General features: G+C 49.7%; 18 protein-coding genes. 16 read left to right on the top strand and 2 right to left on the bottom strand.

Annotated elements, in window-relative coordinates; genetic code table 11:
* The first annotated feature begins 54 nt into the window (after nucleotides 1–54).
* From ACTRC3_RS00450 to ACTRC3_RS00375, 16 genes are all read left to right on the top strand, one after another.
* Nucleotides 55–1,932, top strand: a complete 1,878-nt coding sequence (locus tag ACTRC3_RS00450; RefSeq protein WP_440320727.1) for a Spy0128 family protein — start codon at nucleotides 55–57, stop codon at nucleotides 1,930–1,932.
* A gap of 91 nt (nucleotides 1,933–2,023) precedes the next feature.
* Nucleotides 2,024–4,309, top strand: coding sequence for a hydratase (locus ACTRC3_RS00445; protein ID WP_440320725.1), 2,286 nt, complete (start codon nucleotides 2,024–2,026; stop codon nucleotides 4,307–4,309).
* 298 nt (nucleotides 4,310–4,607) lie between these two features.
* On the top strand, nucleotides 4,608–5,156 hold the full coding sequence (hxlB, locus tag ACTRC3_RS00440) for a 6-phospho-3-hexuloisomerase (RefSeq protein WP_178039354.1): 549 nt from the start codon (nucleotides 4,608–4,610) through the stop codon (nucleotides 5,154–5,156).
* Between the two features lie 230 nt (nucleotides 5,157–5,386).
* The gene (locus tag ACTRC3_RS00435; RefSeq protein WP_440320724.1) at nucleotides 5,387–6,055 is read left to right on the top strand and encodes a ribulose-phosphate 3-epimerase; all 669 of its coding nucleotides are present in this window, start codon (nucleotides 5,387–5,389) and stop codon (nucleotides 6,053–6,055) included.
* Entirely contained in the window at nucleotides 6,024–6,884 is an 861-nt protein-coding gene (locus tag ACTRC3_RS00430) for an L-ribulose-5-phosphate 3-epimerase (RefSeq protein ID WP_440320722.1), read from the top strand. Before ACTRC3_RS00435 ends, ACTRC3_RS00430 begins: the two co-directional genes overlap by 32 nt.
* Nucleotides 6,885–6,901: 17 nt before the next feature.
* Nucleotides 6,902–8,446, top strand: coding sequence for an FGGY-family carbohydrate kinase (locus tag ACTRC3_RS00425; protein ID WP_440320721.1), 1,545 nt, complete (start codon nucleotides 6,902–6,904; stop codon nucleotides 8,444–8,446).
* Nucleotides 8,447–8,473: 27 nt separating this feature from the next.
* The gene (locus ACTRC3_RS00420) at nucleotides 8,474–9,334 is read left to right on the top strand and encodes an SIS domain-containing protein (protein ID WP_178039347.1); all 861 of its coding nucleotides are present in this window, start codon (nucleotides 8,474–8,476) and stop codon (nucleotides 9,332–9,334) included.
* Nucleotides 9,335–9,369: 35 nt separating this feature from the next.
* Nucleotides 9,370–10,077 (top strand): L-ribulose-5-phosphate 4-epimerase AraD, encoded by a 708-nt coding sequence (araD, locus tag ACTRC3_RS00415; protein WP_349164727.1) that lies wholly within the window; start codon nucleotides 9,370–9,372, stop codon nucleotides 10,075–10,077.
* An 11-nt stretch (nucleotides 10,078–10,088) separates the two neighbouring features.
* Nucleotides 10,089–10,685 carry an SIS domain-containing protein gene (locus ACTRC3_RS00410; RefSeq protein WP_440320719.1) on the top strand — a complete coding sequence of 199 codons (597 nt, stop codon included), beginning with the start codon at nucleotides 10,089–10,091 and terminating at the stop codon, nucleotides 10,683–10,685.
* A 231-nt stretch (nucleotides 10,686–10,916) separates the two neighbouring features.
* The gene (locus tag ACTRC3_RS00405) at nucleotides 10,917–11,993 is read left to right on the top strand and encodes a substrate-binding domain-containing protein (RefSeq protein WP_178039346.1); all 1,077 of its coding nucleotides are present in this window, start codon (nucleotides 10,917–10,919) and stop codon (nucleotides 11,991–11,993) included.
* A gap of 94 nt (nucleotides 11,994–12,087) precedes the next feature.
* Nucleotides 12,088–13,590: a sugar ABC transporter ATP-binding protein gene (locus ACTRC3_RS00400; RefSeq protein ID WP_440320718.1), complete on the top strand. Its 1,503-nt coding sequence runs from the start codon at nucleotides 12,088–12,090 to the stop codon at nucleotides 13,588–13,590.
* Between the two features lie 3 nt (nucleotides 13,591–13,593).
* Nucleotides 13,594–14,547, top strand: a complete 954-nt coding sequence (locus ACTRC3_RS00395) for an ABC transporter permease (RefSeq protein WP_178039344.1) — start codon at nucleotides 13,594–13,596, stop codon at nucleotides 14,545–14,547.
* Between the two features lie 14 nt (nucleotides 14,548–14,561).
* The gene (locus tag ACTRC3_RS00390; RefSeq protein ID WP_440320716.1) at nucleotides 14,562–15,521 is read left to right on the top strand and encodes an ABC transporter permease; all 960 of its coding nucleotides are present in this window, start codon (nucleotides 14,562–14,564) and stop codon (nucleotides 15,519–15,521) included.
* A 3-nt stretch (nucleotides 15,522–15,524) separates the two neighbouring features.
* Nucleotides 15,525–16,310 carry an SDR family NAD(P)-dependent oxidoreductase gene (locus ACTRC3_RS00385; RefSeq protein WP_440320715.1) on the top strand — a complete coding sequence of 262 codons (786 nt, stop codon included), beginning with the start codon at nucleotides 15,525–15,527 and terminating at the stop codon, nucleotides 16,308–16,310.
* Nucleotides 16,311–16,321: 11 nt separating this feature from the next.
* Nucleotides 16,322–16,831 (top strand): HD domain-containing protein, encoded by a 510-nt coding sequence (locus tag ACTRC3_RS00380; RefSeq protein ID WP_349164723.1) that lies wholly within the window; start codon nucleotides 16,322–16,324, stop codon nucleotides 16,829–16,831.
* 2 nt (nucleotides 16,832–16,833) lie between these two features.
* Nucleotides 16,834–17,439 carry an SIS domain-containing protein gene (locus ACTRC3_RS00375; protein WP_178039340.1) on the top strand — a complete coding sequence of 202 codons (606 nt, stop codon included), beginning with the start codon at nucleotides 16,834–16,836 and terminating at the stop codon, nucleotides 17,437–17,439.
* Nucleotides 17,440–17,502: 63 nt separating this feature from the next.
* Here the strand turns inward: ACTRC3_RS00375 and ACTRC3_RS00370 are convergent, their stop codons facing one another.
* Both ACTRC3_RS00370 and ACTRC3_RS00365 read right to left on the bottom strand, forming a co-directional pair.
* Entirely contained in the window at nucleotides 17,503–18,933 is a 1,431-nt protein-coding gene (locus ACTRC3_RS00370; RefSeq protein ID WP_440320819.1) for a sensor histidine kinase, read from the bottom strand.
* Between the two features lie 6 nt (nucleotides 18,934–18,939).
* Nucleotides 18,940–19,644 carry a response regulator gene (locus ACTRC3_RS00365; RefSeq protein WP_440320713.1) on the bottom strand — a complete coding sequence of 235 codons (705 nt, stop codon included), beginning with the start codon at nucleotides 19,642–19,644 and terminating at the stop codon, nucleotides 18,940–18,942.
* Nucleotides 19,645–19,647 lie beyond the last annotated feature (3 nt).

Raw genomic sequence — 19,647 nt, 5'->3', positions numbered from 1 at the left:
ACTTTATTTTCCTGTATAATAAAAAGGATTTAGAGAATGCAGGAGGGGATAAAAGTGAAGAAACGAGGACTTTTAAAGAAACTGGGCGCATGGTTTTTGACACTTGTGTTGGCTTCAGGCGTGCTGCCCACGGGGATGACTGCGCAGGCAGAGACGGGATCACCTGCCATGAATGAGCCGGCGGGCGGCGCGGCGGATATTGTGCTGGTGCTGGATGTATCCGGCTCGATGGATGATCCGTTTGGCAGTGAAGACACGACAAAAAGAATAGATGGATTGAAGACAGCTGTAGCGGCGTTGGCGGATGAAATACAAAGTATCAATGGCACAGTGGGCGAAGGCGGTGAGAAGCATCGCGTGGCACTGATTAAGTTTGCCGGAGATAAAAGGGAAGAAATAGGAAATGATGAGTATCAACAGGACCAATACAAGTATAATAATTCACAGATTGTAAAGCCGCTCACGGATGACATGCAGGCTATCAAAGACGGAGCAGGCGGATTAAAGTCATCCGGAGCAACGAGGGCAGATTACGGCCTGGAGCTGGCGGAGAGATATATTACGGTGCATTCCGACAGACGCCAGATTGTAATTTTTTTGACAGACGGAGGCCCGTCGAGCTTCAGCAATTATGATCCGAGGGTTGCCAATGCAGGAGTAGCGGCTGCGAAAAGCATAAAGGACAAGGGAGCGGAGGTTTATACGATTGGGATTCAGAGCGGAGCGGATGCCGGAGATGTAACGGAGGCAACTTCGGATTCAAATCGGTTTCTGCATGCGGTTTCCAGCAACTATCCCAACGCCACAGCGAATGACAGGGGCAGCTTGGGCGAGCGTACGGGGACGAAAGACTATTATAAGGCAGCAACGAGCGCAGCCGGAGTAAAAGAGGCCATGCTGTCTGTTCTGGAGAGTATCGGGTCAGAAGCGTCTCCGGTTAAACTCGCCCTGACCGGACAGAAAGACCTGTATGAGGAAAAGGAAAACGAGCTTGCGCCGAAGGAACTGACCGGTGGGGAGTTCCTGTTCCGGCTGGAAGAGGATGTGCCGGAGATCACAGGCCTTTCAGAGGAAAATGCGGAGACAGCCGGTCAGTCCATGCCGATGCCCGCGGCAGGCGGTACTGAGGTTCGAAATACGGCAGACGGAAGCTTTCGGTTTGGTGAAATTTCATTTACAAAGCCGGGAACCTATCGGTATAAGGTGACAGAGGCAAATGAAGGAGCTTCCGGGATAACCTATGACCTTTCTGTGTATCGTGTGACAGTGAATGTCAGCTTCTTCGCCGGACAGCTTCAGCTGGAGACAGGCATCAGCAAAGATGGCAGCCAGGAAACGATAGAGAAAATGGTATTCAAAAACCGTTATAAACCGGTGGAAATCAAGCCTGTAGATGTGATCCTGGAAGCAACGAAGAAGCTGGATGGACGGAAACTGAATGCCGGAGAATTCCATTTTGTGGTGAAGGATGAGAGCGGAAACGTGGTGCGCAGGGCAGCCAGTGATGCAGACGGCAAAATCGTCTTTGAGCGGCTGACCTTTAAAGAACCGGGCAGCTATACCTACACTATCAGCGAGGAAAAAGAGCAGCTGGACTATGTGACCTACGACAATACGGTTTATACCTGTACCATAAAGGTTATCCAAAAGGATGACGGTGTACTGGTGGCGGAACTGGATACCGAAGGAAAAGAGCCTGTATTTCAAAACAGTTACAAGGAACCGGTGAAACCAGAGGAGACGAAGAAGACAGAAGAACCGAAGAAAACCGGATCTTCAGGCCATTCCGGCTCATCCGGCAATAAGACACAGACGGCTTCCGTGGCCACCGGTGACCAGAATCCGGTGGAACTGGCCGCAAGCTGTGGGTTCCTGGCTCTTGCGGGACTGGCAGCTGCGCTCGGATATATCCGCAAAAAACGGTACGAATAAGAAAGAATAAGTGAGAAGATAGCTTGCATTCTGTGCAAGCTATCTTTATAATGATAAGAAAATAGTAAGCGTATAATGCAGGAGGAGAAACATGGTTCAATTACTGGAAGGCGGAGCATATCTGCTGAACGGAACAGAGATCATACCGGATACCAGGGACGCGCAGAGCGTGCTGGAGAGCCAGCTTGGCAGCGTGCCCTCTAAGGAAGAGGCCAGAAAGCAGACCATCGCCTATGGAATTCTGGAATCACACAATACATCAGGCAACATGGACAAGCTGGAAATTAAATTTGACAAGCTTACGTCCCACGATATTACATTTGTAGGAATCATTCAGACAGCCCGCGCTTCAGGACTGGAGAAGTTCCCGATTCCCTATGTGCTGACCAACTGTCACAACAGTCTGTGCGCCGTAGGCGGAACCATCAACGAGGATGACCACATGTTTGGCCTGACCTGCGCGAAGAAATACGGCGGCGTCTACGTACCGCCTCATCAGGCCGTTATCCACCAGTTTGCCCGTGAGATGCTGGCAGAGGGCGGAAAGATGATTCTGGGATCCGACAGCCACACCCGTTACGGAGCTCTCGGAACCATGGCCATGGGCGAGGGCGGTCCGGAGCTGGTAAAGCAGCTTCTGAATAAGACCTATGACATCAATATGCCCGGCGTGGTGGGCGTGTACCTGACCGGCGAGCCCCAGAAGGGCGTCGGCCCCCAGGACGTGGCGCTGGCCATCATCGGGGCAGTCTTTGAAAAGGGCTATGTGAACAATAAGGTGATGGAGTTTGTGGGAGACGGCGTCGAGAATTTAAGCGCGGACTTCCGTATCGGCATCGACGTCATGACCACAGAGACCACCTGCCTGTCCTCCATCTGGAAGACCGATGACGCCATCAAAGAGTTTTATGAGATTCACGGCAGAGCCGGCGCCTACAAGGAGCTGAAGCCCGGCCCGGTGGCATACTACGACGGTATGATTTATGTGGATCTGAGCGCTGTGAAGCCCATGATTGCCATGCCGTTCCATCCCAGCAACGTTTATACTATCGAAGAGGTAAAGGCAAACCTGGGGGATATCCTGCGCGACGTGGAGAAGAAAGCTCTCGTATCCCTGGGCGGCGCGGTAGACTATCATCTGACCGACAAGATCCGCGACGGCAAGCTCTATGTGGATCAGGGCATCATCGCAGGCTGCGCAGGCGGCGGCTTTGAAAATATCTGTGCGGCAGCGGACATCCTGAAGGGCGCAAGCATCGGCCCCGATGAGTTTACCTTAAGCGTATATCCGGCAAGTATGCCGATTTACATGGAACTGGTGAAGAACGGCGCGGCGGCGACTCTGATGGAGACCGGCGCTGTCCTGAAGACCGCGTTCTGCGGACCCTGCTTCGGCGCAGGCGATACCCCGTCCAACAATGGCTTCAGTATTCGTCACTCCACCCGTAACTTCCCGAACCGGGAGGGCTCCAAGCTCCAGAGCGGGCAGATTGCGTCTGTGGCGCTGATGGACGCACGTTCCATCGCTGCCACCGCAGCCAACAAGGGTTATCTGACCGCAGCCACCGAGATGGACGTGGACTTCAGCAGCCCGCATTACTTCTTTGACAGCAAGATTTACGAGAACCGCGTCTTTGACAGCAAGGGCGTGGCAGATCCGAGCGTAGAGATCAAGTTTGGCCCGAATATCAAGGACTGGCCCGCTATGCCGGCCCTGGCGGAGCATCTGATTCTGAAGGTGGTATCTGAGATTCACGATCCAGTAACCACTACAGACGAGCTGATTCCCTCCGGCGAAACCTCCTCTTACCGCTCCAACCCGCTGGGTCTGGCAGAGTTCACCCTGTCCCGGAAGGATCCGGCCTATGTGGGACTGGCAAAGGAGATTCAGAAGGCCGAGAAGGCCATCGAGGCGGGGGATTGTCCCGCAGAGGCAGTGCCGGAGCTGAAACCGGTATTCCAGAATCTGAACGCATGGTATCCGGGCGTGGATAAGACCAACGTGGGTGTGGGCAGTACCATCTTCGCAGTGAAGCCCGGCGACGGCTCCGCCAGAGAGCAGGCGGCCTCCTGCCAGAAGGTACTGGGCGGCTGGGCGAATATCGCCAACTCCTACGCCACCAAGCGTTACCGCTCCAACCTGATCAACTGGGGTATGCTGCCCTTCCTGATCGACGAGGGAACTCTTCCCTTTTCCAAGGGCGATTTCCTGTTCATTCCGGAGATCCGCAAGGCAGTGGAAGAGAAGAAGGCTGAGATCCCCGTATACGTAAACGGTGAAAAAGACCGGGAAGTAACCCTGAAGCTGGGCGGACTGACCGACGATGAGCGAGAGATCATTCTGAAGGGCTGTCTGATTAACTATTATAGAGGATAACAGAAGATAAGGAACTCCCTGTGCATTTATGTGTTGAAAACATATGAAATGTACAGGGAGTTTTTTGCGTCTCATAAAAGTGAAAATAGAACATGAAGTAAAAAAACAAAAAAACACTTCACTGCGAAGCTGGGAAAGAAAAAAGTTTGTGCAAATTATATAAAAATAAATACAAGAGAAGTGAGAAAAAATCAGGAAAGGGGAACGAAAAATAGAAAAAAGGAGGCAAACTTTACTCCATTTGAAGCGCAGAGTAGAATGAAATCACGAAAAAAGAATGAGAGGTGCGGAGAAAAAAATGCATGAAATAAGCGAAGTTTTAGAGGAATTGTGTAAAACAGTAAAAAGGGTTTCGTATGAAGAGGAGACAGCGATTGCCTCTGCAATTCAGAAAGCAAAAAGGGTATTTGTAGCCGGTTCGGGAAGAAGCGGGCTGATTGCAAGCTGTTTTGCCATGCGGCTGATGCAAAGCGGAATCACAGCATACAGAGTAGGAGAATGTACGACGCCGGCGATTGAAGCAGACGATCTTCTTCTTATTACCAGTGGCTCGGGTGAAACAGGAGCTTTGGTTAAAAATGCGGAAACAGCAAAGAAGGTTGGTGCAAAGATTGCGCTTATTACCATTTATCCGGAGTCTGCAATAGGTAAAATGGCAGATGTAATTCTGCAGATAGCGGCGTCCAGCAAATTTGATGAGGGGAAAAAATCACATTCTATCCAGCCTATGGGAAGCCTGTTTGAGCAAAGTCTGATGATTTGTTCGGATTACATTATGATGATATTAATGGAACAGCTCGGGCTTACAGGAGAAAGCATGTTTCAGAGACATGCCAATCTGGAATAAACGAAAAAAGAAATAAATGTAAAAATGAAGCAAATAGAAACATAAAACAATTCATATTGAAGTGCAAAAAGTGAAGAATTCTATGTTTTTCACAATAATTCACATAAAATGTTGTGAAAAACAGGATACAACTGGGCAAAATATAAGAAAAAAAGACCGTCTGTTTACTTCAATCCTTTAGATTGATAGTATTGAATTGAAGTTATGAAGCGAAAAAAGGAGCAAAAAAGATGGCAGAGGTAAGTATTTCAGCGCTTGCAGCGGATTTTTTTCATATAGAACGGGATTTAAATAAAATCGAAGAAAGCGGGGCGGACTGGGTCCATGTAGATATGATGGACGGCCATTTCGTGCCGCTGTTTGGCTTTAATCAGCCACAGGTCAGACAACTGACGGACTGGAGCAGGGCCTGCGGAGACGTTCATCTGATGGCGGAGCTGACACAGACAATGCTGGAAGAGTGTCTGAAGCTTCCACTTCAAAAGCTGACACTGCATGTGGAAGCGGCACAGCCGGAGCAGCTGGCGGAGTATCTGCAGCAGATAGAAGCGAAGGGGATTGAGCCGGGGCTGGCGATTGCTCCTGATACGGAGGTGGATAAGCTGCTTCCGTTTTTAACCTATATAAAGGAGATTCTGGTAATGAGCTGCGCTCCGGGCACGGAGGGAGCAGTCTTCCGGGAGACAACCTTTGAAAGAATCCGGGATATCCGCCGGATGTTGAATGAAAAAAAACTGGAATGCGGGATTGCGGTGGATGGCGGCTTAAATGAGGAACGCGCGGTACATTGTATTGAGAGCGGTGCGAACCGGGTAATTATAGGAAGAGCATTTTTTGCGTCGGAAGACAGGAAAGGAATGGTAGAGCGTGTTAGGAAAACATCTGTTGGGAATCTATGAGAAGGCGTTGGATGCGGAGGATGATTGGTATCAGCGCATGGCAAAGGTGAAGGAGCTGGGTTTTGATTTTATGGAAATCAGCATCGACGAGACGGACGAACGCCTGTCCCGTATCTATGCCGGTGACGAAGAAATCTATCGGATTCAGGATGCAGCCCATAAGGCAGGGGTGTTTATCCAGTCCCTGTGCCTGAGCGTGCATCGTCGTTTTCCGTTTGGAAGCGCGGATCCGGCTACCCGCGCAAAGGCTGCGGAGATTATGGAGAAAGCGTTGGTTTTTGCGGATAAGCTGGGCGTCCGCGTGATTCAGCTGGCAGGATATGACGTATACTATGAGCCGTCCACGGACGAGAGCAAAAAGCGTTATGAGGAGGCTATGTTCTGGGCAGCTTCCCAGGCGGCACGCTACCAGATTATGCTGGGAACAGAGATTATGGATATTGAATTGATGAACTGTATTCGGAAGCATCTGGTGTATGAAAACAAGATACAATCTCCCTGGTATAAGGTATATCCGGATGTGGGCAATATTTCAGCCTGGGGTATCGATCCGCTGGACGATCTGGAGGCCGGAATTCACAGCATTGTGGGCGTACATTTAAAGGATACCCTGTGCAAGACAGCGGACAAACCCGGCGTCTTTAAGGACATTCCCTTTGGCGAGGGCTGCGTAGACTTCGTGGGCTGTTTAAAGAAGCTGGAGGATCTGGGGTACACAGGTCCTTATATGATTGAAATGTGGCATAAAAAGGGACAGGATGACCGGGCTAACGTGCGGGCAGCCAAGGCCTTTATTGAAGAGCAGTATCGCAGAGCCATGGAAGCATAAAGAAAGGAAACAGGGATATGAAATATTTTCTTGGATTGGATAACGGCGGAACGACCACGAAAGCAGCTATTTATGACAGAGAGGGCAAAGAAATCTGCGTAGCCTCTGTGGAAACAAAAATGATCGTACCGGCGCCCGGCTTTGTGGAGCGGGACATGGATGAAATGTGGGAAGCAAACTGCACTGTAACCCGAAACGCGCTGGAAAAGAGCGGTATCGATCCCGCGGATATCGCAGGCGTAGGAATCTGTGGCCACGGTAAGGGCCTGTATCTGTGGGGGAAGGACAACCGCCCTTTACGCAACGGTATTATCTCTACCGATAACCGGGCGTGGAAGTATACGGAAAACTGGAGAAAGGACGGTACAGAAAGCGAGGTCGCGAAGCTGTCCTGCCAGAAAATCATGTCCTGCCAGCCGGTAGCCATTCTGGCATGGCTCCGGGATCATGAGCCCGAATGCATGGATAAGATTCAGTGGATCTTCGAGGCAAAGGATTATGTACGCTTCCGGCTGACCGGAGAGGCGGGAGCCGAGTACGGCGATTCCTCCGGCGCGAATTTTTTGAATCTGCACACCCGTGATTACGATATGGAGCTTCTGAAGCTTTTTGGTCTGGAACAGTACCGGGATGCTCTGCCGCCCCTGTGTGAGGCTGCGAAAATCTGCGGCCAGGTAACAGAGGAGGCGGCGGAAAAATGCGGTCTTCTTGCAGGAACCCCTGTCATTGGCGGCCTCTTCGATATTCAGGCCTGCATGCTGGCGGCAAATGTCCTGACCGAGGAAGAACTGTGCATGATCGCCGGAACCTGGAGCGTGGAGCTGTATCTGTCCAAAACTCCGGTTGTTGAGAAAAAATTTCTGGAATATATTAGAAATACATTTTTCCTGCTCCCGGAGTATTATTTAGTCGAGGTGGGAACAGCGGCATCCGCAGGCAATAACGAGTGGTTTGTGCGGGAGCTTCTGCCGGAGCTGAAGGCTCAGGCAAAAGCAGAGGGCCGCAGCATCTATGAAATTATGAATGGCTGGGTGGAGGAAATTCCGGCAAAAGAGCTTTGCCCAATCTTCCTGCCTTACCTGTTTGAAAGTAATGTGCATCCCCATGCAAAGAGCTGCTTCGTGGGCATGACCAGTTTTCACACCAGAAAGCACCTGGTGCGCAGCGTGTACGAGGGAATTGCGTTTACCCACCGGCTGGATCTGGAGCACCTGCTGGTATCCAGGGCGGACAGGCCCAAGGTCATCCGGCTGACCGGAGGTGTGGCAAAATCAAAGGTGTGGACGCAGATTTTTGCAGACGTAATGAATCTGCCTATCGAGATTGTGGATGTCAATGAAACCGGCGCTCTGGGATGCGCCATCGCGGCAGCGACAGCCACAGGCGAATACAGGGACATGAAGGAAGCGGCTTCCAAGATGAGCCGTATTACCACAAGGGTAGAGCCGATTCCGGAAAATGTGGCTATTTACAACAAAAAATATGACTTGTATAGAAAAACAGCCGATGCATTGAATTCTGTCTGGGATGTATACCAGGATTTGGAGGACAACGGGCTGTAAGACAGAGCTGACAGAAGGAGAATTCGCGTGAACGAGCTGATGGTAAAACTGAGATTTCTGATTCCGACCCTGCCGAGGGCGGAAAAAGCAGTGGCGCAGGCACTACTGGAAAAACCGGAGTTGATTTGTCTGATGACATTGGCAGAGCTTGCCAGAGAAACGGATAGTTCAGATGCTTCGATTATCCGTTTTTGCAGAAAAATGGGCTATTCCGGTTTTTCGGAAATGAAACAGGCCTTTGCCAATGCATTGAATGACAGCAGCATTATGACAGTAGAGGAAATACATAAAGAGGATTCTGTTCTGGACAATTTGCAGAAGGTATATAAAAGCAATATGCAGACTTTGACAGATACTATCCTTCTGGCAGACAAGGAAGCTTATGAAGAGGCTGTACAGGTTCTCCTGAAGGCAAAATCAATTCATTTCTTTGGGACAGGCGATTCTGCAGCGGTATGCCAGTTGTTTTATTTTAAATTCGGCAGACTGGGAATCCCGGGCTCCGCACAGCAGGATCCGGTTATGCAGCTCATGGAGGCCAGTAATCTGGGCCCCGGAGACGTGGCGGTTATCATTTCTTACGAAGGAAAATCGCGTACCGTCCTGAATGCGGCCAAGGTAGCGGATGAACGGGGAGCGACCATTATTTGTATTACAAAAATGAGTAAATCTCCGCTTTTACGGCTTTCGGATATCAGTCTGTTTATTGCCACCAGCGATGTGACAGTGGGAAAGGATATTGTAGCCCGGCGTGTTGCGGAGCAGATGGTTATCGACGCACTGTATCTGAGTGTGCTTGTACGCTCGGATAAGGGCTATGAAAAGCGGTTAAACAGCGCATCTAAATCCTTTGAACTGAACAAGATACGAGGGAAAGGATTTAAATGATAAATTAAATTTTATTATAAGGAGGAGTTATAGAAATGAGTTTGGAGGCATTAAAAAAAGAGGTCTACGAGGCTAATATGGAGCTGGTAGAGAAGCAGCTGGTTATCTCCACATGGGGAAATGTATCCGGGTATGACGAGGAAAGCGGACTGATGGTAATTAAACCCAGCGGCGTTCCGTATAAGGAGCTCAGACCGGATCAGATGGTGCCAGTCGATCTGAATGGAAATGTGGTAGACAGCGACTATGTTCCGTCTACAGACACAGATACCCACATCGAGCTGTATAAGGCATTCAAGGATCAGGGAATCCGCGGTATTGTACACACCCACTCCCAGTTTGCCACCATGTGGGCGCAGATGGGAAAGAATATTCCCTGCTATGGAACCACACACTGCGACTATTTCTTCGGAGATATCCCCTGCACCCGTCTGATGACCACAGAGGAGATTGAAGAGGCTTATGAGAAAAATACCGGAAAAGTAATTCTGGAGGAGTTCGAAAAGAGAAACTGCGTGGAAATGCAGGCGGTTCTGGTACACAGCCATGCGCCGTTTACCTGGGGCAAGACTCCGCACGCTGCAGTGCTGCACGCGCAGGTTCTGGAGTATGTGGCAAAAATGGCAATTTTTGACGAGATTGCGACAGGCGGAAAGTGCGAGCTGATCAAGGATAACATTAAGATGAAGCATTATAACCGTAAATTTGGTCCGAACGCGTACTATGGACAGCACAAGAAATAAGGAGAAGGACTATGAATATCAGAGAATCCGTGGTACATACACTGCGCTGTGAATCCGAAATTATAGCGGAACTGGAAAAAACGGTATCCGAGGAGCAGATCGAAAAAGTCATGAATGCGTTTCTGAACTGTAAGGGTAAGGTGATCCTGACAGGCTGCGGAACATCGGGCACTGCTGCGCAGAAAATTGAACATACCTTAAGCTGCGTGGACTGTCCGGCGCTGTTTCTGTCCCCGGCCAACGCCCTTCACGGCGGCATGGGCGTGGTACAGAAGGATGATATCCTGGTACTGCTTTCCAAAGGCGGCCACACAGAAGAGCTCAATAAGATGATTGCTCCCTGTAAAGAACGCGGCGCGCTTCTGATTGCAGTGACGGAGAATGAAGAATCCTATATGGCAAAGGAGAGCGATCTGGTCCTGAAGATTAAGGTCGAGAAGGAACCGGACGAGTACAACGTGCTGGCCACAGGCAGTATTTTGGCTACTTTGGCAGTATTTGACGCCATTGCTATCGCGATTTCCCATATGAAGGGCTTCAGCCAGAAGGGCTTCTTAAAGATCCATCCCGGCGGAGACGTGGGAAAACGCCTCAGCGAAATGAAATAAAACTGCGAAGTAAATACTTCAAAATGAAGCAGAGAAAATGAAAAAACTGTGCAAAATTACTGAAAAAAGTAAAAAACGCATAAAAAAGAACTGATTAAAAGAACGAAATAGTAAAAAATGCACTAGAATATTTACTCCAATGCTTCAAACGGCTAGAATGAATTGTAGCAAAAGGAATTCCAAATGCGCGATCGTAATTAAAAAGGATTAACAAAAGTGGAGGTAAAATTTATGAAATTGAGAAAAGCGGCAGCATTACTTCTTTCCCTGACCATTACATGCTCCCTGGCAGCATGTGGCGGCGCATCCATGGAAGGCGGAAGCACCACAACAGACAGCAGCTCAACCGAGACAACAACAGATGCAGCAGAGAGCAAGGACACAGCAGCTTCCACAGAGGCTACAGAGTGGAAATGGCCGTCTAAGGACGAGCTTTATGTAGGATATTCCCAGGCAGACCTGGCAAGCACCTGGCGTACCGTAGAGAGCGAGGATATGCAGAGAGCAGCAGACGAGCGTGGCTACAAGATCACCATCGTAAACGCAGAGGGCGACAGCGAGCAGCAGCTTTCCGATGTAGAGTCTCTTCTGGCACAGGGATGTAACGTAATTGTAATCACCGCAGTTGACGGAGACGCTATCCAGCCTGCACTTGATAAGTGTAAGGAAAAAGGAGTTCCGGTTATCATGAAGGCGAGAGGCTCCAACGGCACACCGGGCGTTGATTACGTAACCTTCTATTCATCTGACTTCGTAGCTGAGGGCCGGTATGCAGGCGAGTGGGCATATAAGGCTTGCACCGATAAGGGACTGGATACCATTAAGGTAGCAGAGATTCAGGGTATCCTGGGTGGTACCGACGTGCGTGACCGTTCCGATGGATTCCATGCAGTAGCAGAGGAGAAGGGCAATTTTGACTTCGTAGTACAGCAGACAGCAAACTTCTCCCGTACAGAGGCACAGGAGGTAGCAGCGAACGTTCTTCAGTCCACAGGCGGCGACATTGACGTATTCTACTGCCACAACGACGAGATGGCACTTGGTGTATCTCTGGCTTGCCAGTCCGCAGGACTTAAGATTAACGAAGATGTATACATCATTGGTGTAGACGGAATGTATGAGACCTTCGACGCAATCAAGGCCGGAACTATTTCCGCAACCATCACCTGCACACCGAAGTTCGCAGACGAAGTATTCGACGGAATCGAAGCTGGTATGGCAGGCGAGAAGCTGGATACCTTCTATGCTATCGAGGATGTACCGGTAGATGCAACAAATGTAGATGAAAACTACGATTTAGGATTCTAAGAGCTGGTAATCGGCACACCTCTGACGAGGAAAATTTGATGAAAAAGAGACTGCTGTGCTGCAGCAGTCTCTTATCATAAAGAGGAGCGGACGTATGAGCGAAAATATATTGGAAGTACATGGATTGACAAAAGAATTTGCAGGAGTAAGAGCGCTTGACAATATTGAATTTTCCGTAGAAAAAGGTGAAATTCATGCCCTGATGGGAGAAAATGGAGCCGGAAAATCAACGCTCATTAAAATATTAACAGGTCTTTATAAAGCAGATGCCGGCCAGATTATTTTTGACCATGAGGAGAGAAAATTTACGACGGTACAGAGCGCGCAGAAAGCGGGAGTCAGCACCATTTACCAGGAGCTGAACATGATTCCTTATCTGACAGTCAGCGAAAATATTTTCCTGGGACATTATCCTTATAATCAATCAGGAATTGACTGGAAGAAGATGCACGAGGATGCGCAGGCGCTGATTGACGAAGTGGGAATTGATATTGATGTAAGGAAGACACTGAATAATTACAGTACCGCAAAGCAACAGATTATTTCAATTATCCGCGCGGTAAACTTCAACTGTAAGCTTCTGATTATGGATGAGCCCACATCTTCCCTGGATACTAACGAGGTAGAAATCCTCTTTGGAATCATGGACAAGATGAAAGCAAAAGGGGTATCCATGATTTTTATTTCCCACAGGCTGGATGAGGTCTATAAGAAATGTGACAGAATCACCGTACTGAAGGACGGCCATTATATGGGCACCTGGAAGACGGAGGAGCTGTCAGAATATGAGTTATTGAAAACTATGCTCGGAAAGAAAGAGGTTAAGCTGGAAAGAACCCTTCCGATCCGTGACTTCAGTGATAAAGAGGACGTCCTGGAGGTTAAAAACCTGATCCGGGTGCCCTATGTAAACGATGTAAGCTTTCATATTAAAAAGGGAGAGATTCTGGGCCTGGCAGGTCTTCTGGGCGCAGGACGTACGGAGACAGCCCGCATTATCTTCGGCTGTGACCATCCGGATTCCGGAGAAATCTATGTGGAAGGCAAGCAGGTAAAGATTAAATCCCCGGAGGACGCTATCAAAGCGGGCCTGGCCTTCTGTACAGAGAATCGCCGTGAGGAGGGTATTTTCCCGGATGTAACCGTACAGAACAATTTGACCATTTGTTCCCTGGATAATCTGACAAAGGGTGGTTTCATCAATTCCAAAAAGAGAAAGCAGCTTTCAGACGATTACATTCAGAAGCTTCTGATCAAAACACCCAGTGGGGAGCAGCTGATCAAGAATCTGTCCGGTGGAAATCAGCAGAAGGTTATCCTGTCCCGGTGGATGGCAATTCATCCGAAGCTGATTATCCTGGATGAGCCGACTCGAGGCATTGACGTAGGAGCGAAGGCAGAGATTGAGAAGCTGATTCATGATTTCTCAGCCAACGGTATCAGCGTGTTGTTTATCTCCTCTGAGATGGCAGAGCTTGTCCGCAACTGCGACCGGATTCTGGTACTCCGTGATGGCAAGGTTATGGGTGAATTGTCCGGAGGAGACATTTCAGAAAAGAGTATTATGGAAACCATTGCTACAGGAAAGGAGAAATAAGAGATGACAAAAGAGAAGGGCATCAAGTTCGATTTGGTATTCTTTAAAAAGAATATCGCTCTGATTTTATTCCTGGTGCTGCTGGTTTTTAATATCGTGGCTACGAATAATTTCCTGAGCTGGATTACGTTCAACAACTTTTTTAAACAGGTATCGAGAGTATGTCTCGTGTCTCTGGGTATGTCGCTGGTTATCGCTACCGGTGGTATCGATATTTCCGTAGGCTCCGCCATGGCGCTGGGTTCCGTGCTGGCGGCGTTGGGAATCGTACACCAGTCTCCGGCCTTGATTATTTTTTCGATTTTGCTGGTTGTCGCTTTTGGCTGTCTGGCGGGCGTGGCGGTTTCGAAGCTTGCGATTCTGCCCATGGTGGCTACCCTGGCTCTGCGCTATATCATGCGCGGTATGGCAAAGGGAATCAGCGGCGCGGCGAATGTTACCTATACGGCCCCGAACCTGACAAAGCTTTTTACGCAGCCGATATTTGGACATATTCCGGTTCATTTCTTTATCGTAATCATTGCAGTGGCAGTTGTATACATCCTGGTTAATAAAATGAAGCTGGGAGCCAGAATCGAGGCTTACGGCAACAATCCGGTGGCTGCGAGAAACTGTGGTATCAATACAGTGAAAATCGTTATTTTCTGCTACGCCATCACAGGCGCGTTGGCCTGGGCGGCAGGTATGCTGGAGGCGGTAGTCGTATCCAGCGCCCATCCGTCTACCATCGGAACGGATATGGAGATCGACGCCATTGCGGCAACACTGATTGGCGGAACTCCCATTGACGGAGGCTATCCGAACATCATCGGAACCGTATGCGGTACGTTTGTACTTCAGCTGATTACCATGATGTGCAATATGAATAACGTATCTTATCCGGTAACTTTGATGTTGAAGGCCTGCATTGTTCTGGCGGCTCTGTATTTCCACGGAATAGGAAAGCGCTCAAAATAAGGAGGGAGACAAACATGAACAAGGCAAAATCATTTTTCAGCAATAATATCGCGTTGGTGGGTCTTCTGATTGTACTTCTGGTGGGTGTCTGTGTACAGAGGACCTTCGTCTCACCGGAAAATCTGACGAACTTGCTCCGTTCTGCCAGCCTGATGGGCTTTATCGGAATCGGAATGACCTTTGTAGTACTCTGTGGTTCCATCGATTTGAGTGTGGCTTCGGTATTTGCCCTCTCCGGCTATCTGATGCTGAACCTGTCCCAGTACAATATTGTTCTTGCCTTCGTGGTTCCGCTTCTGGCAGGCGCAGTGGTAGGTCTTGTGAACGGACTTCTGGTTGAGAAGCTTTCGATTCCGGCCTTTATTGCCACCCTGGCGACACAGATGTTTGTCCGCGGACTGGTGCAGATGTTCTGTGATCAGACTACCTACAAGGTAGCAAGCATTCCATTTCCGGTATTAGCTCTTGGCCGGCTGACCTTTAGCAATATAGTTCCGCTGCCGTTGATTCTTTTTATCATTGCAACCCTGATTGCTGCTTTTGTATTAAACCGTCGGTTTATCGGACGCTCTATGTACATCGTAGGCGGTAATCTGGAAGCAGCCAATATGATGGGCGTCAGCGTACCGAAGACCATGATTACCGCCCATGTTATCTGCAGCGTGCTGACCTGTATCGGCGGTATGATTTATACTTCCCGTGTAGGTGTAGCTTCTCCGCTGGCCGGAACAGGCTATGAGATGTACGCTATCGCAGCAGTTGTACTGGGCGGTGCGAAGCTGACCGGAGGCGTTGGTAAGGTATCCGGAACCTTTATCGGAACCCTGATTATGTCCTCCTTCTCCAATATCTTCAGTATGCAGAATATACTGAGCGCAGTGTGGTCTGACGTAGTAGTCGGTTCCGTGCTCCTCATCGTTATTATGGCGCAGGCAGTGGTAAGTATTTACAGTAAAGGGAAGAAGAAGGTATAGCCTATGGGACGGCTGGAAGGAAAAGCTGCCCTGATTACAGGAAGCAGCAGCGGCATCGGGTATGAGACGGCAAAGCTGTTCGCAGCAGAAGGCGCTTTGGTTATGGTTATGGGACGAAATGCAGAGCGCTGTGAAGCGGTGGTAAAGGAGATCCGTGAAAAGGGAGGAAAGGCAGAGTATACACTTTGTGACCTCTATGCGGAGGATGCGCCGGAGGTGCTTCTGAAACGGATGAAGGAAGTTTTCGGCGGGATCGATATTCTGGTTAATAATGCAGCCTGGTGGAAGGGACAGCCATTCCTGGAGACGAACCGGGCGGATTTCCGCAAGGGCTTCAGCGATTATATTGAGTCTGTATACTTTTTAAGCCAGGCTGTGTCACAAGACATGATTAACGAAAAAAAGAAGGGCAAGATCATACATATTGCATCTACGGCAGCTTATTACGGAGAGCGCGGTATGAGTGTGTATTGCGCGGCTAAGGCTGCAGTTGTTAATCTGACCCGTGCCATGGCTCTGGAGCTTGGCCCCCATGAAATCTATGTCAATGCGGTAGCGCCGGGAACAACCGTGACCAATAATGAGAAACGACCGGCTCATGTGTTGGAGAGCTTCCGCCTGATGGGCGCGCTTCCTGAATTAAACACAGCAGAAAAAATCGCTCCGGCGGTATTATTTCTGGCGAGCGGGGAGAGTGACGGCATTACCGGTGAAACTCTGGCGGTAGACGGCGGCTGCGTGCAGATCCGTATGCCGGAGAAGCTGTATGAGTCACCGATTCTCTTATAAGGAGCTGTGTTATGGACGAAACAAAGCAGGTAAAGCTTCTGGAAACCATGATGGAATTTGATCGTGGTGATCCCATGCGGATCCAACATTTTTTGAAGGTGTGGGGCTTCGCGCGGCAGATAGGAAAAATGGAAGAACTGGATGAACGGACCCAGGAGATTCTGGAGACGGCGGCTATCGTTCATGACATCGGTATTAAAGTTTGCCTGGAAAAATATGGGAACTGCACGGGAAAGCATCAGGAGGAAGAGGGGCCGGCACTGGCGGAAAAAATGCTGACGGAGCTTGGCTACGACGCAGAATTGATTTCCCGTGTAAGCTTCCTGGTAGGTCATCATCATACTTATACGAATGTGAAAGGAATCGATTATCAGATTCTTCTGGAGGCGGATTTCCTGGTAAATTCCTATGAGGGACAGAAGAAAAGTGAGACGATAGAGGCCTTCTGCAGAAACGTGTTCCGGACGCCCTCGGGCATCCGCCTCTTAAGCCTGCAGAGTGGTCTGAAGCTGGGAGAATAATTATGGACAGAAAAGAACGTTTGAAACAGGTCATGATAGACGAAGCGGAGACGATTCGTAAAGTAGCAGAACGAGTAGATTACAATGTGATGTCCCAGATTACCGAATTGCTGTGCCAGGTAAAGAAGAACAGTAAGAAGGTGATTCTGGCCGGATGCGGAACGGCAGGACAGGCGGCGAAGCGGATTGCCCACACGCTTTCAGTTGTGGAGATTCCCGCATTCTTCCTGTCTCCGGCAGACTCCATCCACGGAGGTCTGGGGGCGATGCAGCAGGGCGATATTCTGATTCTGCTGAGTAAAAGCGGCAATACCCAGGAGATTCTGAATTACATTCCGGCGGCACAGAAAAAGGGCCTGACGGTCATTGGTGTGACAGAGAATGAAAACTCCAAGCTGGGTCAGGCGGCGGATATCGTACTGAAAATTAAAATTGACCGGGAGCCGGATAAATGGGGAATCATCTCCTCTGCCAGCACCCTGGCTTCTATTTCCGCTTTTGATGCCATCGCCTTTACGGCCATGGAGGAAACAGGGTATACAAAGGAAGAGTTTTATCTGATTCATACCGGTGGCGGAGTGGGAGACATCCTGCGAAAAGAACTGTAATAACCGAAAATCCCGAAAAAGAGCGTTGCCCATTCTGCTTTGGATGTGTGGCGCCCTTTTTCTTTACTCTTCTTCTGTATGCACCCTTGGCAGCGTAAAAATAAACTCTGTCCCCACGCCTTCCGTGGAAATGGCGTTGATATGCTCCCCATGGGATGCGATAATCTCTTTCACGATAGACAGTCCCAGGCCGGTGCCCTTCTTGTCCTTGCCCCGGGAGGTGTCGGTCTTGTAGAAACGTTCCCAGATTTTCTTCATGCTTTCTCTGGGAATACCGATGCCCTGGTCCTTGACGGAGATAAAGACCTTCTCATGGCGCAGGGTTGTCTCGATGGTGATGACAGAATTGTCCGGACTGAACTTGATGGCGTTATCCAGAAGGTTGTACATAACCTGCTGAATTTTGCCCATATCTGCGGAGACAAACTGTTGTCTGGCGTCGAAGAGCAGCTCCATGGAGATATGGCGGGCTGTACAGCGGCCCTCAAAAGAGGATACCGTATCCTTGATGACGGCGTTGATATCGAAATCCGTGATATCCAGCCGGTTTTTCTTCGTGTCGAAGGAATTTAAGGTCAGAAGTCCGCTGGTCAGCTTGTTCAGACGTTCGGTCTCCATGAGAACGATTTTCAGGTACTTCTCCTGCATTTCCGCGGGGATGGTACCGTCCAGAATCGCTTCCACATAGCCTTTAATCGAGGTCAGCGGTGAGCGGAAATCGTGGGAAATATTTGCTACAAATTTCTTCTGGTATTCGTCGGTCTCACCCAGCTCATGGGCCATATAGTTCAGGGTGGCGGCCAGCTGGCCAATCTCATCTTCCCCGGCAATCTCCAGGGCGTAGGAGAAATTACCCTCTGCGTACTGCCTGGCAGCCGACGTGATTTTCAGCAGAGGACGGTACACGGCGAAGGTAAAGACGCCCAGCACCAACAGGGAAAAGGCGAAAATAAAGAGCAGGGTCATGTAGGTGATATTTAACAGGGCATCCCGCTCCCCGGTCAGCACTGACATGGGCAGATGAATCAGCACATAGCCCCGGGGCTTGAAATTGTAGGTGACAGGCGCGGCCACCGAGAGCGTGTTCTCCCGGAACATGCCATAGAAGTCGCCGATCATATAATAATTGCTGCCCATATCCGTCGGATCAAAATCCTCGATGACCGTGGCAGACTCGCTGGAATAGTTTCCTGCGGAGTTGACCAGTACCGTGCCGTCCGTGTTCATGAGCCAGATATCAGCGTCCAGATAAGTATCCAGCGCCTGAAAATGGGAATGAATCGTAGCCAGGGAGCGGGAATCTGCAGCGTCCGAGTAATAGTTCCGCACGAAATTCGAGGAAATATAGTTGGCTTCCCGATACAGATCCTCCGCCTCTTTTTCGGTCAGGTAATTCAGCGTCATCTGGGAGCTGAATACCGCGATGGTAAAGAAGCTTAAGAAGCCGAAGATGATATAGGCCAGTATGAATTTCAGGTAAAGAGAGTGCTTCATCATCCGTTATCCTTTGACGTCAAATTTGTAGCCGATGCCCCAGACCGTGGTCAGACTCCAGCTGGGATGATCTCCGATCTTCTCCCGGAGACGCTTGATGTGGACGTCCACGGTACGGGTGTCGCCAATATACTCGTAGCCCCAGATGTGGTCGAGAAGCTGCTCTCTGGTAAACACCTGATTGGGAGAGGAAGCCAGAAAATACAGAAGCTCCAGCTCCTTGGGCGGCATATCCACGGGCCTGCCCTGATAGAGCACGGAATAATTGGTCTGGTTGATGACCAGATCCGGGTATTCCACGATCTTGGCGGCAGGCGCAGAGGGTTCCGCAGGCTTCACAGGCTGATACCGTCGGAGCACGGCCTTAACCCGGGCCACCAGCTCTTTGGAATCAAAGGGCTTGATGATGTAGTCGTCCGCGCCCAGCTCAAGCCCCAGAACTTTGTCAAAGACTTCGCCCTTGGCGGACAGCATGATGATCGGCGTGTTGGATCTGGCGCGGATCTCCCTGCAGACCTGATAGCCGTCGATGCCCGGCAGCATCAGATCCAGCAGAATCAGCTGGGGCTTGAAGGTATCGAAAACCTTCAGGGCCTCCTCGCCGTCATTTACAATCATGGTCTCATAGCATTCTTTGGTCAGATACAGAGAAATCAGCTCTGCAATATTATTATCGTCGTCGACGATGAGAATTTTCTGTTTTGCTACCATTCT

The organism is Laedolimicola sp., assembly GCF_051972735.1.
Lineage (GTDB): Bacteria > Bacillota > Clostridia > Lachnospirales > Lachnospiraceae > Laedolimicola > Laedolimicola intestinihominis.
The sequence above is the reverse complement of the archived record's forward strand: the minus strand, read 5'-3'. Positions and strand labels throughout refer to the sequence as shown.